At 31.6% G+C, this 15,044-nt stretch carries 16 protein-coding genes and 2 tRNA genes; 12 read left to right on the top strand and 6 right to left on the bottom strand.

What is annotated here, in order from left to right; all coding sequences use genetic code 11:
• Positions 1–34: 34 nt before the first annotated feature.
• The 6 genes from truA (at position 35) to H1R17_RS08300 (ending at position 6,385) form a co-directional block, all read left to right on the top strand.
• Positions 35–781: a tRNA pseudouridine(38-40) synthase TruA gene (gene truA, locus H1R17_RS08325; RefSeq protein ID WP_163432367.1), complete on the top strand. Its 747-nt coding sequence runs from the start codon at positions 35–37 to the stop codon at positions 779–781.
• Positions 768–2,522, top strand: coding sequence for an ABC transporter ATP-binding protein (locus H1R17_RS08320; RefSeq protein WP_163432368.1), 1,755 nt, complete (start codon positions 768–770; stop codon positions 2,520–2,522). Before truA ends, H1R17_RS08320 begins: the two co-directional genes overlap by 14 nt.
• 139 nt (positions 2,523–2,661) lie before the next feature.
• Positions 2,662–4,053, top strand: a complete 1,392-nt coding sequence (gene lpdA / locus H1R17_RS08315; RefSeq protein ID WP_163432369.1) for a dihydrolipoyl dehydrogenase — start codon at positions 2,662–2,664, stop codon at positions 4,051–4,053.
• An 83-nt stretch (positions 4,054–4,136) separates the two neighbouring features.
• Positions 4,137–4,736, top strand: coding sequence for a hypothetical protein (locus tag H1R17_RS08310; RefSeq protein WP_163432370.1), 600 nt, complete (start codon positions 4,137–4,139; stop codon positions 4,734–4,736).
• Between the two features lie 186 nt (positions 4,737–4,922).
• Positions 4,923–5,390 carry a DUF5004 domain-containing protein gene (locus tag H1R17_RS08305; RefSeq protein ID WP_163432371.1) on the top strand — a complete coding sequence of 156 codons (468 nt, stop codon included), beginning with the start codon at positions 4,923–4,925 and terminating at the stop codon, positions 5,388–5,390.
• 65 nt (positions 5,391–5,455) lie between these two features.
• The gene (locus tag H1R17_RS08300) at positions 5,456–6,385 is read left to right on the top strand and encodes an alpha/beta hydrolase (RefSeq protein WP_163432372.1); all 930 of its coding nucleotides are present in this window, start codon (positions 5,456–5,458) and stop codon (positions 6,383–6,385) included.
• Here H1R17_RS08300 and msrA read toward each other — a convergent pair.
• Positions 6,382–7,017: a peptide-methionine (S)-S-oxide reductase MsrA gene (msrA, locus tag H1R17_RS08295; protein WP_163432373.1), complete on the bottom strand. Its 636-nt coding sequence runs from the start codon at positions 7,015–7,017 to the stop codon at positions 6,382–6,384. The two genes, H1R17_RS08300 and msrA, sit on opposite strands and share 4 nt — an antisense overlap.
• Positions 7,018–7,210: 193 nt before the next feature.
• Between msrA and H1R17_RS08290 the strand changes: the two genes are divergently transcribed.
• Positions 7,211–7,978, top strand: a complete 768-nt coding sequence (locus H1R17_RS08290; protein WP_163432374.1) for a superoxide dismutase — start codon at positions 7,211–7,213, stop codon at positions 7,976–7,978.
• A gap of 12 nt (positions 7,979–7,990) precedes the next feature.
• Here H1R17_RS08290 and H1R17_RS08285 read toward each other — a convergent pair whose 3' ends face one another.
• The 5 genes from H1R17_RS08285 to H1R17_RS08265 all read right to left on the bottom strand — a co-directional run bounded on the left by H1R17_RS08285 (position 7,991) and on the right by H1R17_RS08265 (position 12,447).
• Positions 7,991–8,458: a DUF2238 domain-containing protein gene (locus tag H1R17_RS08285; RefSeq protein ID WP_255489063.1), complete on the bottom strand. Its 468-nt coding sequence runs from the start codon at positions 8,456–8,458 to the stop codon at positions 7,991–7,993.
• Between the two features lie 201 nt (positions 8,459–8,659).
• Complete coding sequence (locus tag H1R17_RS08280) at positions 8,660–9,337, bottom strand: DUF2490 domain-containing protein (protein WP_163432375.1); 678 nt, start codon at positions 9,335–9,337, stop codon at positions 8,660–8,662.
• 74 nt (positions 9,338–9,411) lie between these two features.
• Positions 9,412–10,434: a heme A synthase gene (locus H1R17_RS08275; protein WP_163432376.1), complete on the bottom strand. Its 1,023-nt coding sequence runs from the start codon at positions 10,432–10,434 to the stop codon at positions 9,412–9,414.
• Positions 10,435–10,444: 10 nt separating this feature from the next.
• Complete coding sequence (locus tag H1R17_RS08270; RefSeq protein ID WP_163432377.1) at positions 10,445–11,878, bottom strand: CCA tRNA nucleotidyltransferase; 1,434 nt, start codon at positions 11,876–11,878, stop codon at positions 10,445–10,447.
• The gene (locus H1R17_RS08265) at positions 11,878–12,447 is read right to left on the bottom strand and encodes an L-threonylcarbamoyladenylate synthase (protein WP_163432378.1); all 570 of its coding nucleotides are present in this window, start codon (positions 12,445–12,447) and stop codon (positions 11,878–11,880) included. Before H1R17_RS08265 ends, H1R17_RS08270 begins: the two co-directional genes overlap by 1 nt.
• Before the next feature lie 128 nt (positions 12,448–12,575).
• Here H1R17_RS08265 and H1R17_RS08260 point away from each other — a divergent pair, with 128 nt between their 5' ends.
• The 5 genes from H1R17_RS08260 (at position 12,576) to H1R17_RS08240 (ending at position 15,016) form a co-directional block, all read left to right on the top strand.
• A complete protein-coding gene (locus H1R17_RS08260) occupies positions 12,576–12,992 on the top strand; it encodes a PaaI family thioesterase (RefSeq protein WP_163432379.1) in 417 nt (138 codons plus the stop codon).
• Positions 12,989–14,047, top strand: coding sequence for a chorismate-binding protein (locus H1R17_RS08255; protein WP_163432380.1), 1,059 nt, complete (start codon positions 12,989–12,991; stop codon positions 14,045–14,047). The genes H1R17_RS08260 and H1R17_RS08255 overlap by 4 nt, the downstream gene beginning before the upstream one ends.
• Positions 14,044–14,760 carry a bacillithiol biosynthesis deacetylase BshB1 gene (gene bshB1 / locus H1R17_RS08250; protein WP_163432381.1) on the top strand — a complete coding sequence of 239 codons (717 nt, stop codon included), beginning with the start codon at positions 14,044–14,046 and terminating at the stop codon, positions 14,758–14,760. Before H1R17_RS08255 ends, bshB1 begins: the two co-directional genes overlap by 4 nt.
• Positions 14,761–14,825: 65 nt before the next feature.
• A tRNA-His gene (locus H1R17_RS08245) sits at positions 14,826–14,901 on the top strand.
• Between the two features lie 39 nt (positions 14,902–14,940).
• Positions 14,941–15,016: transfer RNA gene (locus H1R17_RS08240), tRNA-His, on the top strand.
• Positions 15,017–15,044: the final 28 nt, after the last annotated feature.

The raw sequence follows: 15,044 nt of genomic DNA, 5'->3' as shown, positions 1-15,044 counted from the left end.
TTAAACTATCTTTGTAAGATTAAATTTTTTAGAATTGAGGTATTTTATTCAGTTTTCTTACAACGGAACAAATTATCACGGATGGCAGCTACAACCTAATGCAATAAGTGTTCAGGAGGTATTAACCAAAGCGTTAAACACACTTTTTAGAGATGATTTTGAATTGGTAGGCGCTGGCAGAACAGATGCGGGTGTACATGCACAATGTATGTATGCACATTTTGATACAAATGTTAATTTTAATTTTGAAGCAATGACTAAAAAATTAAATTCGTATTTGCCAGAGAACATTACCGTTTTTCGTTTTTTTAAAGTAGATGATGAAGCTCACGCCCGTTTTGATGCCACTTCTCGTTCTTATGAATACCATATACATACCTTTAAAAATAGTTTCTTAAAAGATTTAAGCTTTTATCATTTTAAAGCACTTGATGTTAACCGAATGAACGAAGCAGCAAAAATTTTATTAGAATACGAAGATTTTGAGTGTTTTAGTAAAACACATACCGATGTTTTTACTTTTAATTGTACCATTACAGAAGCTTTTTGGGAGCAAAAAAAGGATCGATTGGTTTTTCATATTTCGGCAAACCGTTTTTTACGAAATATGGTACGTGCCATAGTAGGTACACTTATTGATGTAGGTTTGCATAAAATATCAGTAGAAGATTTTAAAAAAATTATAGAAAGTAAAAATCGTGGCAAAGCAGGTTTTTCAGTACCCGCACATGGTTTGTATTTAACAAAAGTAGTATATCCTTATATTAATGAAAACAACTAAAACTTCAACCTTAAAAAAAGTAATGCATTATGCGCAACCTTACCAAGGCAAAATGTTTTGGGTTTTGGTTAGCGTAATTACATTGGCCATATTTGCTGCTTTAAGACCTTACATGGTTAAAAATGTAGTTGATGTTTATGTAGAAGCTAAAGATAATAAAGGCTTACTTACGTACATTATATTAATGGCGGTTGTACTTTTATTAGAAGTGTTTTCGCAATTCTTTTTTACCTACATAGCCAATTGGTTAGGACAAAACATCATTAAAGACATTCGTACAGAGCTTTTTAACAAAATAATGAAATTTAAACTGACTTATTTTGATAACGAACCTGTAGGAAGATTAATTACAAGAACAGTATCAGATATAGAAAACATTGCCAGCATTTTTAGTCAAGGTTTGTTCATGATTATTGGCGATGTACTTAAAATGGTGGTCGTTTTAGGTATTATGTTGTGGATGAACTGGAAACTTACAGTTATTGTACTAATTGCCATGCCCGTTTTATTATTTGCAACACGTATTTTTCAAAAACACATGAAAACAGCTTTTGAAGAAGTGCGTTTGCAAGTTGCCAATTTAAACACCTTTATTCAAGAGCGTTTAACCGGTATGAAAATTGTACAATTATTCAATAGAGAAAAGATTGAGTACGAAAATTTCAAAAAAATCAATCAAAAACACAACGATGCTTGGCAAAAAAATATTTTGTATAACTCTATTTTCTTTCCAATTGCCGATATTGTTTCTTCGGTAACCTTAGGTTGCGTTATTATTTACGGTGGATTTAGTATTGTTCACGGCGATAACATTACCACAACGGGAGATTTATTTGGATATACCATGATGATTTCGATGCTTTTTAACCCGTTGCGTCAAATTGCTGATAAATTCAATGTAATGCAAATGGGAATTGTAGCTGCTGATCGTGTTTTTGAAATTATTGATCGCGATGATTTAATACAAGAAGAAGGCAAAATAACAGCGCCTGTTTTTAAAGGAGCTATTGAATTTAGAAACGTAGCTTTTAGTTACAGCAACGGAAAACGAGTTTTAAACGAAATAAATCTTTCCATAAAACCTGGGCAAACAGTAGCAATTGTTGGTTCATCGGGAGCAGGAAAATCAACTATTATTAATTTATTGAGTCGCTTTTATGACATCGAATCAGGTGAAATTACGATTGACGGAATGAACATCAACGATTTCACTTTAAGCAGTCTGCGCAGACAAATTGCGGTGGTTTTACAAGATGTTTTCCTTTTTTCAGACTCTATTTTAAACAATATTATTTTAGATGCCGATAAACTTACTAAAGAAGAAGTAATTGCTGCTGCGAAAAAAATTGGTATTAATGATTTTATTGAAAAATTACCCGGCGGATACGATTACAATGTAAAAGAACGTGGTGTAATGCTTTCATCGGGTCAACGACAATTAATTGCGTTTTTACGTGCATATATGAGTCGACCAAGTATTTTGATTTTAGACGAGGCTACTTCATCTATCGATACTTATTCTGAAGAATTATTGCAAAATGCCGTTGAAATCATCACCAAAAATCAAACATCTATTATTATTGCACACAGATTAGCAACTATTGTAAATGCCGATTTAATTGTAGTTATGGATCAAGGAAATATTGTTGAAACGGGTACCCATCATCAATTATTAGCCAAAGAAAACGGTGCTTACAAAAGTTTGTACGAATCGCAATACGCAAGTGCATCCATCAATTAGCAAATTAATAATTTAAGCAGCTGTTTTTAACAAAATTTAATTATTAATAACCCATTCATAAGTTTTCATTAGCAAACTTTCAACAAACAAAATATTTGCTTATTTTAGTCAACTCAAAAATACAAGAAAATTAATTTTTATGAAATACGATATTATCATCTTAGGTAGCGGACCAGGAGGTTACGTTACAGCAATTAGAGCATCGCAATTAGGTTTTAAAGTTGCGGTTGTAGAAAAAGAAAATTTAGGTGGTATTTGTTTAAACTGGGGATGTATTCCTACAAAAGCATTGTTAAAATCGGCACAAGTTTTCGATTATTTAAAACATGCTGCTGATTACGGTTTAACTATTAATGGTGAAGTAGATAAAGATTTTAACGCTGTTATTGCTCGTTCTCGCGGTGTTGCCGATGGAATGAGTAAAGGGGTTCAATTCTTAATGAAGAAAAATAAAATTGAAGTTATTGATGGTTTTGGTAAAGTAAAACCAGGCAAAAAAGTAGATGTAACAGATAAAGATGGTAAAGTAACCGAAATTTCTGCAGATCATATTATTATTGCTACTGGTGCTCGTTCTCGTGAATTACCAAACTTACCGCAAGATGGTACAAAAGTAATTGGTTACCGCCAAGCAATGACGTTACCTACACAACCAAAAAAAATGATTGTAGTTGGTTCGGGCGCTATTGGTGTTGAGTTTGCACATTTCTACAACTCTATGGGAACTGATGTTACTATTGTAGAGTTTATGCCAAATATTGTTCCTGTTGAAGACGAAGATATCTCTAAACAAATGGAGCGTTCTTTGAAAAAATCGGGCATTAACATCATGACGAATTCTTCTGTTGAAAAAGTGGATACTTCAGGCGAAGGAGTTAAAGCTACCGTAAAAACAGCAAAAGGAGAAGAAATCATAGAAGCTGATGTTTTACTTTCTGCAGTTGGAATTAAATCAAACATCGAAAATATTGGTTTAGAAGAAACTGGTATTGCTACTGATAGAGACAAAATCTTAGTAAACAATTTTTACCAAACAAACATTCCAGGTTATTACGCAATTGGAGATGTAGTTCCAGGTCAGGCTTTGGCTCACGTTGCTTCGGCTGAAGGAATTTTATGTGTTGAAAAAATCGCAGGTTTACATGTTGAGCCTTTAGATTACGGAAACATTCCTGGTTGTACGTATGCAACTCCAGAAATTGCATCTGTTGGTATGACAGAGAAAAAAGCAAAAGAAGCAGGTTACGACATTAAAGTTGGTAAATTCCCGTTCTCAGCTTCAGGAAAAGCAAAAGCTGCTGGTACGCCAGACGGTTTTGTAAAAGTAATTTTTGATGCAAAATATGGCGAATGGTTAGGTTGCCATATGATTGGTGCTGGCGTTACCGATATGATTGCTGAAGCAGTTGTTGCCCGTAAATTAGAAACTACAGGTCACGAAATTTTAAAAGCAGTGCACCCACACCCTACTATGAGTGAAGCGGTTATGGAAGCTGTTGCAGCTGCTTACGATGAAGTGATTCACTTGTAACAATATTATTACATTATAACATAAACCTTAAAAGAATAATCTTTTTGAGGTTTTTTTGTATGTTTACTTTTTAAAATACACTTATGACTTTCCGTTTTTTAATTACTTTCTTTTTATTGATTTCGTTTATTAGCACTTCTGCTCAAGATGAAGAATCTCAATGTGTTAGAGTTGATAATTTCTCTATTGAACAACGCAATCAAAAATACCCTTTTAATAAAGCTACCAAAATTGTTTTTGCTTCATTTAAAGGAGATGAAAGCAAACTTCCAAAAAATAAAAGAAGTAAAGATTATGATGGAGAAAGAGCCCTGTATGTTGAAGGACAAATAATGCAGATCTATTTTGATATCCTTAAAAAAAGGCCATCAAAATTCAATCCAGATCATTTTGAAGAAAAAGTTGAATTATCCGAAAATCAAAAAAACGAATTAACTGATTTGATTTTTAATGTAGGTAATAATATATATGTTTCTGGCGCAAAATGTTATATGCCAAGAAATGCTATTTTATTTTTTGGTGATAATAATAAATTAATTGAGTTTGTAGAAATTTGTTTTGAATGCAATAACTACAGAACAAGCAATGAAAAAATTGATTTAAATAATAATTGCGGAGAAAAATTATACCTATTAAAAGAACAATTTTCTAAAGCAGGCATTCAATACGGTATTGTAAATTAGAAACTACAGGTCACGAAATTTTAAAAGCAGTGCACCCACACCCTACTATGAGTGAAGCTGTTATGGAAGCTGTTGCAGCTGCTAATGATGAAGTGATTCACTTGTAAAAGAAATAAAAAAAGTTAAAAACCACTCAAATGAGTGGTTTTTTTAGTATTTTTAATTAAATAATAAAATGATTTGACTATGAAAAAGATGTTTTTATTAGGTTTATTCTTAACTGTTTTGTTAGGTTTAAGCAGTTGTAGCAAAGATGATGATAAAGTTCCTCAAAATAATAATGAATTAATTGTAGGAAACTGGAAGGTTATGGTATTAGACACTCATGTTTACCAAAACAATACATTAATAACAGAAAATATAGGGTACCAAGCTCATGAACATGCTGATATGCTTCTTAATTTTAAAGCAGACAAAACGATGACCTACTATTTAAAAAATCTAGACGATTCTAATGCAGAGGTTATTAATCAAACAGGTGTTTACTCTATTAATGGTAATATACTTACTTTCACATTAAATAACGAAACTAAAGTTGTTAAAATAAACAATATTTCAAATTCAAATATGAAAGTACAATACGGACCTGAAGAGTTTGAAGAAAATGGCGAAAAATACACAAGAACAACTTATTTTTATTTGAATCGTCAGTAATCACATTAGTTGAATAAAAGGTTGTAATTACATTGATAAATACAACCTTTTTTAATTACCTACCTATGCGCCTTATTTTTCTTACATCAATTCTTTTTCTGTTTAATATAGTTGTCTTTGCCCAGGGCAATAATGATATTTATGATATAACCTACAAAATAGCTACAAATAACGATTCTGTTAAGTTAGATTTGTTTCAACCTACTAAAAAGCTTTATGAAAAAAATCCAGTTGTAGTTTTTATTCACGGAGGTGCTTGGGCAAAAGGTGATAAACATATAGAACATCTTTACTATATGCGTAGTTTGCGTGATACTTTAAGAAGTAAAGGCTATGCGGTTGCTACAATAAATTATCGTTTGGTTACTAAAACAATTAATATTGCAGATCAAGTAACCGATTGTAGAGATGCTTTGCAATGGATTAAAAACAATGCAACTACTTATAATTTAGATACGGATAATATTGGTTTATGTGGCGAGTCGGCAGGTGCACATTTGGCTTTGCTTTTAACTTATACCAATAAAAATAAAACCATTGAAGACGATGCTATAAAAATAAAATATGTTGTAGATAACTTTGGTCCTACCGATTTAAACAAGGTTTTAAAAACAAAAGCCAGCTTCGTTACCAAAGCACTATACAAATTGGTATTGCCAGAATTATATGATGTTCGTAAAAAATTAATTCATGCCATAACCACTTACCCTATTGATAGTAATAAAGAGCAAGCCATTGCTGTTGCTAAAGAATATTCACCTATACACAATTTATTACCTAACCAAAAAACGCCTTTGCTTATTTTACATGGAACAAGAGATTTTGTTGTACCTATTAAACAATCAAAAAAACTTAAAAAGGTATTCGAAGCTAATAACATAGAAACCTCTTTTGTTAAAGTAAAAAAAGGGAATCACGGTTTTAAAAATATTGATAGTACTAAAATTCAAGAACTTATTTCTAAAACTACCTTGTTTATACAAAAAAACACCTAATTATTGACCTTTGATGAGTCTACAGCTTTTTTAGCATATTCAAAAAGACTAGGATTGATGTGGCAATACCCTGATGGATTTTTATCTAAATAATCTTGATGGTAATTTTCAGCATCATAAAAATTTTCTAGTACAATTGCTTCTACTACAATGCTTTTTGGATAAAACTTTGCAAAACTTTGCAACTTTGTTTTAATAATAGCTTCGTCCTCTTTTTCAACATAATAAATACCCGTTCTGTATTGTGTACCTATATCATTTCCTTGTTGATTTAAACTCGTAGGATCAATTGTTTTAAAAAACAAATCAATTAAAAAAGCCAACGATACAACTTCAGGATTATATACCACTTTTACCGTTTCAGCAAAACCTGTTGTGCCTGTTGTAACCATTTGATATGTAGGGTTATCAACCAAGCCATTAGCATAGCCAACTTTAGTTGAAACAACTCCTTTTACTTGCTTAAAAAAATGTTCGGTTCCCCAAAAACATCCTCCTGCAAAATAAATTTCTTTATATTGATTCTCTCTAGTCATTTTCTTTAGTTTTGTTAATTTATTATTTGGAACTGCTGTAAAGAATAGCAAAACACCTCCAATTACAATAAAAACGGTCAAAAATATATACTTCATCTTCAAAACCTTTACTACCGCTTAATTTATTTATGTAAAATTAAAACAATGTTTTCTTTTTTAAATCACTCGTTTAAAAATGTTTAACATTAAGATACCATTTAGTACAAAATATCTATTCTAAAATTAATATAGAAAACAAGGAGAACCAAATATATTTTTTGTAATTTTAAAAAAAGCAAAATTATATATCATGAATAAAATTGTAATCACTTTAGGTTTAGCGCTTGTTCTATTTACAAGCTGTACTGAAAAAAAAGAAGTTAGTACAACAACAATAGAAAAAAAACAGACAGAAGAAGTAGCATCAAACACTTCTACAGCAGATCCTAAAACAGTTACGGCAGATCCAGGTACTTTTCAAATGAAAGGATTAAATTATGGTTACAACGATTTAGATCCTTACATGGATGGTGCAACCGTAGAAACACATTACAGCAAGCATCATTTAGGGTACTGCAACAAATTAAATACTGCTATTAAAGGTACACCTATGGAAAAAATGAGCATTGAAGACATCTTAAAAAATGTTGATTTAAAAAACGGAGCTTTAAGAAACAATGCAGGAGGCTACTACAACCACAATATTTTTTGGGAGATTATTGGTCCTAAAGCAGGCGGAAATCCTACAGGTAAAATTGCCGAATTAATCACTAGAGACTTTGGTAGTTTTGATGTTTTTAAAACACAATTTACCGATGCAGGTAAAAATTTATTTGGTTCAGGATGGGTTTGGCTAATTTCTGATGCAAGTGGAAAATTAAAAATTACAACATCGGTTAATCAAGACAATCCATTAATGCCAAATGCCGAAGTTAAAGGATTTCCTGTAATGAATTTAGATGTTTGGGAGCATGCTTATTATTTAAAATATAAAAATGAGCGACCTAAATATATTGATAGCTACTGGAATTTAATAGATTGGAATAAAGTTAATGAACGTTTAGCTACATTAAACTAAATAAAAAAGTGCCTATTTAAAGGCACTTTTTTTTATAAATATAATTGCTGCTAGCACACTACCAACAAATGCAAGCGCAATATCTTTTTGTGCGTCCCAAATATCACCTTGCGTTCCTAAGTAACTTTCACCATGTTCTTTAAAGAAAACATCGGCAACCAACCATTCTATCACTTCAAATCCTCCAGCTAAAGCTAAAATTAAAACAATTGGCAAGTAAAAGGCTAAATTTTTGGGATATTTAAAAACAGTAATAAAAAGCTCTTTTAAAGGAAAGTACAATAAAAATCCAAATGCAAAATGAACCATTCTATCGTACGGATTTCTTTTTAATTGCAGTGTTTCTTTGCACCAATAACCAAATAAATTATCAGCATAGGTATATTTTGAACCGTAAACATGCATTGCCAAAAATAGAAACATTAAAACATAACTTATCGCAGAAAATTTGTAGTATTTATAACTTACCAATAAAGCAATAACAGTTAAAAAATTAAGAATATTTTCTATTCACCAATTTGTATAATCAGTAGTTCCAATAAACGAATTTATCCATACAAACAAAAAAAGAAAAGCAGGAATAAAAAATGAATAAACAGGTTTGTTATATTTGTTTGTTTAAACAAATATAACAAACCTGTTTAATTCTTATCTTCTAACATAGGTACAAAACGTTAACTTTTATTTTATAGATAAACTATGATGTAAAGAAATCATTAGTTGTTGATAAGATTGTTTTTGTAACATTTGATTCATCCAGCCAATTTGCATGCTTACATCTTTGTTAAACTTGTAACCTGCGCCTAAGTACAATCTGTTTCTATCAAAAGCATTTTTACTTCTAGATGCCTTATCAAGATTCATAAAAACTTCATTGTAAGCTGTGGTATATATTGATTGATTTTTTTCTTCATTCTTATAAACAGGTATTTCAATTCCTAGTTGATAACGAATTCGAGATTTATAATCTTGGTTTTCAATAAAACGTTGCTCTAATCTAAAACGATGCTTCAATACAGAAGCGCCATAATTTTGTTGTGTTGATACATCTTGAAATATTCTGTTCTCATAATAAGGTAAATCAGGAGTATTGATATGTTCTGAATGTACATAAGCATAACCAAGAGCAACATTTAAGTTATTCATAACCTGATATTGAGCAGAAGTACGAACAACCAATTGGTTTAAATCAGATGCTAATTCGTGATTTCGATATTGTACATCATAATTGGCTTTCCACTTAGAATCTTTAAATGTTGTATTTCCAAAATACATGTACCATCCGCCTAAAGGAGGTGAATTAGCCCATAAATTAGTTGTTAAAAATAACGATATTAATACAAGAGTAATTTTTTTCATATGTTTATTAACTAATAATAGCTGCATTCTAAAAAAGAATACAGCTATTTTATGATGATTATATGTTGTAAGTTTTAACGATCATTCTTTTTCATTTCAAATAAAATACTAAACTGTAAACCAAACATTGTAGCTGCTAAAATCAAATGTGCTGCTTGTGTGCCAAAAGGAAAATGAATATAATACATTAAAATACCCGTAACTACCTCTACAATAAGTAACAATAAAACCCAGTTTATTTTTTTATTGCCTAAATTAAGACGTTTATTTCTTAAAAAAAGATAAAGATTTACAAAAAATATCACAAAAGAAAATGTTCTGTGTATATAAAAAGTAACATCAGGGTTTTGTAACCATAAAGATACATCAGTAATACCGCTTTGGGTTTGTTCATCAATAAATTGTCTTACTTGTGTTCCTAAGCCAATTTGTATTAAAGTAAAAATCATTGCAACCCATGAAAATACTTTAAATGGTGTATCATAATTGGTTGTGTAAACATCCTTTGTTTTGACTAAATGAATTAAATACAATAATGCTGCTACATTTAATAAGGCAGCAATCATATGGGTAGTTATTTTTATAGGATTTAATACCGAATAAACAACCGTTGCACCTAACCAAGCATTAAACATTAATAAAAACAATACAATACCAGACCATAGTACAATAGACTTTTTTGTTTTCCAATAGCTAAAAGACTTGAAAAATAAAACCAAACAAGCCAAACCAGCCAAAGCACCACATAATCTATTGATATATTCAACCCAAGTATGGTAAACGTTAAAAACAGCATAGTCGTGTTTGGTGTAAGCATCCCAATTGGTATTTTGATATACGTCTTTTGAAGTAAAATCTTTATTAGCTACCCACAATTTTTCGTCTTTAATAATTACTTGTCCTTTTTCATAGGCATGATTAGGCTCCCATAGTAACTCTTGTACGTTGGTTGGTGGTACATAATATCCAAAACATTTCGGCCAATCGGGGCATCCCATTCCAGATCCTGTCATACGCACGGTTGCACCTGCAATAATTACCAAGTAAATTAATACTAAAGTGATTTTTGCCCAACGAATAAATGATTTGTTTTCCATGTTTTATAATTTAGGATTTTACAGGCGATAAACCCAATGAAGCTGCTTTTTTAACCATAAAGTCATAAGCAGCGCTATATTCGTTAGGAATTTCACCTTCTAATATGGCTTCTTTTATAGCATCTTTTATTTGTCCGATTTCACGAGAAGGAGGTAAATTAAAAATTTCCATAACTTCTTCTCCTGTTATTGGAGGTTGAAAATTACGTACATGATCGCGCTCTTCAACTTCAACAATTTTAGTTCGAACAATTTTAAAGTTATTGTGGTATTTTTTAAATTTCTTTGCGTTTTTTGTTGTAATATCTGCTTCACATAATGTTAAAAGATTCTCTACATCTTCACCTGCATCAAATACCAAACGGCGCACAGCAGAATCAGTAACTTTATCTTCTGCAATTACAATTGGGCGCGAACTCATACTTACCATTTTTTGAACAAAACGCATCTTATGATTTAAAGGCATGTGTAAGCGTTGAAAAATACGTTTTACCATTTTTCCGCCTAAAAACTCGTGCCCGTGAAAAGTCCATCCATTTTTTTTGTGGAATTTTTTTGTAGGTGCTTTACCTATATCGTGTAACAAAGCAGACCATCGCAACCATAAATCATCGGTGTTTGGGCAAATATTATCAACTACTTCTAACGTATGATAAAAATTATTTTTATGTGTATGCCCTTCTACTTCTTCAACATTATTTAAAGCAGTTAATTCTGGTAGAATAATAGTTAACAAACCTGTTTTGTATAACAATAGAAAACCAATAGAAGGCTTTGAGGTTTCTAAAATTTTATTTAATTCTTCAACAATGCGTTCACCTGAAATAATTTTGATGCGTTCTGCATTTCTACTAATGGCTTCTAATGACTTTTCTTCAATTGTAAAATTTAATTGATTAGCAAATCGAATGGCACGCATCATACGCAACGGATCGTCAGAATAGGTAATGTCTGGATCAAGAGGTGTACGGATTAATTTATTTTCTAAATCAACCATTCCATCAAAAGGATCAACTAAATCACCAAAATTTTGTTCGTTTAACGAAAAAGCCATTGCGTTTATGGTAAAATCTCTTCGGTTTTGATCGTCTTGTAAAGTGCCGTCTTCAACCAACGGATTTCTACTTTCTTGGCGATACGATTCTTTACGTGCACCAACAAATTCAATATCCATATCATCAAAACGCAACATAGCTGTTCCGTAATTTTTAAAAACTTGAACTTTTGGATGATGCGGAATTAACTCAGACACTTTTAAAGCCAAATCAATACCACTACCAACAGCTACCACATCAATATCTTTTTTTGTGCCACGCTCTAAAATAAAATCTCTAACATAGCCACCAATTACATAAACTTCAACATTTAATAAGGCTGCAGCCTTAGAAATAATATCGAAAATAGGTAGGTGTAAAGCGTCTTTATAATTAGGAGATACAATCATTACTTTCTTAAAATGGTTACTTGTGAATCGGTTGTTAATTTGATAACCGTTGATGATTTTTTGGAAACTTTGGTTTGATCTAACTTTACTATATAATCAACTCCGTTAATGATTTCTTGATCTATTTCAGAAAACTGTGTTGGTGTAGGTGCGCCACTAATATTAGCCGATGTAGATACCAAAGGACGTTTCATACGCTCGATTAATTTGAATACGAAAGGAGTATTAACAATACGAATTCCCAATGAATTATCTTCTGAAATTAAATTTTTAGCTACATTTTGCGGATTATCTAATACCAAAGTAGTTGGTTTTTCAGAACAATCTAAAATATCAAATGCAACTTGCGGAATGTTACGAAACACTTGATACAGCAATCTATCGCCATTTACCAAACAAATCATGCTTTTACTTTCTGCACGTTTTTTTAATGCATATATTTTTTTTACAGCTTCTTCATTAGTAGCATCGCAACCCAATCCCCAAACGGTATCGGTTGGATATAAAATGATTCCGCCGTTTTTTATAACTTCGTAAGCCTCAAAAACTTCCTTATTTATATCTTCCATAAAAATTTTTAAAGTACACAAAATTACAAATTATATATGGAAAGCTGCTTGTTTTGTTTTCATAAAACTTGTAAATAATTAAGCTTTTATAGCAGGATATTTGGTAATTTTAGATCAAAATTAAAAATATGAGCAAAGCAGAAATTTTAGAACTGTGTAAAAATATGAGTAAAAATACATTAATGGAAACTTTAAATATTGAGTACATTGATGTTGGAGATGATTTTTTAACAGCCAAAATGCCCGTTAATAGTAAAGTACATCAACCAATGGGCTTGTTACACGGTGGCGCATCGGTGGCATTAGCAGAAAGTGTGGGTAGTGCTGCTTCTATGCTTTTTGTTGATTTAAAACAATTTGAAGTACGCGGTATTGAAATTTCGGCTAATCATTTAAGAAGTAAAAAAGAGGGGGAAGTTTTTGCTACCGCTAAAATCATTCATAAAGGAAGTCGTTTGCATTTGTGGGAAATTAAAATTACCGACGAAGAAGGAAAACTTATTTCGTTATGTAAATTGTCTAATATGATTTTACCAAAATTGTGATCAAAACATTTCTACAAAAAGCCTTAAAAGAACAATTGCCCTTTGTTTTGTACAGAAAACCGAATGAAACTTTAGTAAACGGTTGGTTTCAAAAAACAAATACATTAGATGTTAGTTCTGTATTAAATAAATCGTGTTTTGTATTTGCTCCTTTTGTTGGTGAGGATAAAGTAGTTTTTTATCCTGAAAATTGTGACTTGTTTCAAGAAGATTTTAGTACAGATGTTTCATTTTCATCGCAAGAAATAAAGTTAGAAAGCAAAACGGTTAATAAAGATTTTCATATACAATTGGTTCAAAAAGGAATTGATACAATAAATGAAGGTGTTATTCAAAAAATAGTATTGTCGCGCAAGGAAGAAGTTACAATTGATGCGCAACTTTATGAAACTTATTTTAATCGTTTTCTAAAAAAATATCCTACTGCATTTGTTTATTGGTGGTTTCATCCTAAAGTAGGAATGTGGATGGGTGCTACACCAGAACAATTGCTTAAAATAAACAATAATAAAGTACAAACAGTTGCTTTAGCAGGCACTATGGTAGCTGATAATAACGATCTAAATACGGCAACTTGGGGACTTAAAGAAATAGAAGAGCAAAATATAGTTACTCTTTTTATTGTCAATGGATTAAGTGGTTTATGTAAAGAAATACATCAATCAAAACCTTATACCTTTAAAGCAGGTACTTTATTACATATTAAAACAGATATTGAAGCTGAATTATTAGACGAAAGTTCTAAATATAAAGTGGTTGATGCTTTGCATCCTACTCCTGCATTGTGCGGTTTTCCAAAAGATGAAGCAAGAAAGTTTATAGTTGAAAATGAAGGCTATGCTAGAGAATATTATGGAGGTTATTTAGGAGAATGGCAAATAGATAATCTAGATTATGCAAATAAAACCGATCTGTTTGTAAATTTGCGTTGTATGAAGATTTCAAATAACAAAGCATTTTTGTTTTTGGGGGGCGGAGTGAATAAAGACAGTGATCCCGAAAGCGAGTATTATGAAACAGTAAACAAAAGTAAAACGGTAAAAAGTATTTTATGAAATTAGATATATTGGCTTTTGGCGCACATCCAGACGATGTTGAATTAGGATGCGGAGCAACAATAGCAAAAGAAATTTCGTTAGGAAAAAAAGTAGGAATCATTGATTTAACTCGTGGTGAATTAGGTACACGTGGTTCAGCTGAAATTAGAGATCAAGAGGCAGCAGCTGCAGCTAAAATATTAGGAGTTTCGGCTCGTGAAAACTTAGCTTTTAGAGATGGTTTTTTTACAAATGATGATAAGCATCAATTAGAAATCATCAAAATGATTCGTAAATACCAACCCGAAATAGTATTATGTAATGCTATTGATGACCGTCATATTGATCACGGTAAGGGAAGCAAGTTGGTTTCTGACGCTTGTTTTTTATCAGGTTTAAGAAGAATCGAAACTTCATTAGATGGAGTAAGTCAAGAAGCTTGGCGACCAAAATTAGTTTATCATTACATTCAGTGGAAAAATATTGAACCTGATTTTGTAGTAGATGTGTCTGATTTTATGCAACAAAAAATAGATGCTGTAATGGCATATAGTTCTCAGTTTTATGATCCAAATTCAAACGAACCTGTATCTCCAATAGCAACAAAGAACTTTACTGAGAGCATTGAATACCGCGCAAAAGACTTAGGTAGATTGGTTTTTGCGGATTATGCTGAAGGATTTACAGTTGAAAGATATGTGGCTGTCAATAGCTTAGGAGATTTGAAGTAAAAAAATAAAAAAAATGTTTGCGAAGCACTGAAATAGCTGTATATTTGCACTCGTTAATCAAACACGGTGATTGTAGCTCAGTTGGTTAGAGCGTCGGATTGTGGTTCCGAAGGTCGCGGGTTCGAGACCCGTCTTTCACCCAAAAGCTCAGAGTTGGCTTTTTAAATAAAACTCACAAACGGTGATTGTAGCTCAGTTGGTTAGAGCGTCGGATTGTGGTTCCGAAGGTCGCGGGTTCGAGACCCGTCTCTCACCCTTAACGGGTCATTTTCAAAATGACTCGT

The organism is Flavobacterium sp. xlx-214 (assembly GCF_013874595.1).
In the GTDB taxonomy this organism is placed as follows: domain Bacteria; phylum Bacteroidota; class Bacteroidia; order Flavobacteriales; family Flavobacteriaceae; genus Flavobacterium.
This window is presented reverse-complemented; position numbering and strand designations above follow the sequence as displayed.

Coding starts and splice junctions, on each gene's coding strand:
- H1R17_RS08275 (WP_163432376.1), bottom strand. CDS start 10,434: ATGGAAAACAAATCATTTATTCGTTGGGCAAAAATCACTTTAGTATTA.
- H1R17_RS08280 (WP_163432375.1), bottom strand. CDS start 9,337: ATGAAAAAAATTACTCTTGTATTAATATCGTTATTTTTAACAACTAAT.
- H1R17_RS08270 (WP_163432377.1), bottom strand. CDS start 11,878: ATGATTGTATCTCCTAATTATAAAGACGCTTTACACCTACCTATTTTC.
- H1R17_RS08265 (WP_163432378.1), bottom strand. CDS start 12,447: ATGGAAGATATAAATAAGGAAGTTTTTGAGGCTTACGAAGTTATAAAA.
- msrA (WP_163432373.1), bottom strand. CDS start 7,017: ATGAAGTATATATTTTTGACCGTTTTTATTGTAATTGGAGGTGTTTTG.
- bshB1 (WP_163432381.1), top strand. CDS start 14,044: ATGAAATTAGATATATTGGCTTTTGGCGCACATCCAGACGATGTTGAA.
- H1R17_RS08260 (WP_163432379.1), top strand. CDS start 12,576: ATGAGCAAAGCAGAAATTTTAGAACTGTGTAAAAATATGAGTAAAAAT.
- H1R17_RS08320 (WP_163432368.1), top strand. CDS start 768: ATGAAAACAACTAAAACTTCAACCTTAAAAAAAGTAATGCATTATGCG.
- lpdA (WP_163432369.1), top strand. CDS start 2,662: ATGAAATACGATATTATCATCTTAGGTAGCGGACCAGGAGGTTACGTT.
- H1R17_RS08300 (WP_163432372.1), top strand. CDS start 5,456: ATGCGCCTTATTTTTCTTACATCAATTCTTTTTCTGTTTAATATAGTT.
- H1R17_RS08290 (WP_163432374.1), top strand. CDS start 7,211: ATGAATAAAATTGTAATCACTTTAGGTTTAGCGCTTGTTCTATTTACA.
- H1R17_RS08310 (WP_163432370.1), top strand. CDS start 4,137: ATGACTTTCCGTTTTTTAATTACTTTCTTTTTATTGATTTCGTTTATT.
- H1R17_RS08305 (WP_163432371.1), top strand. CDS start 4,923: ATGAAAAAGATGTTTTTATTAGGTTTATTCTTAACTGTTTTGTTAGGT.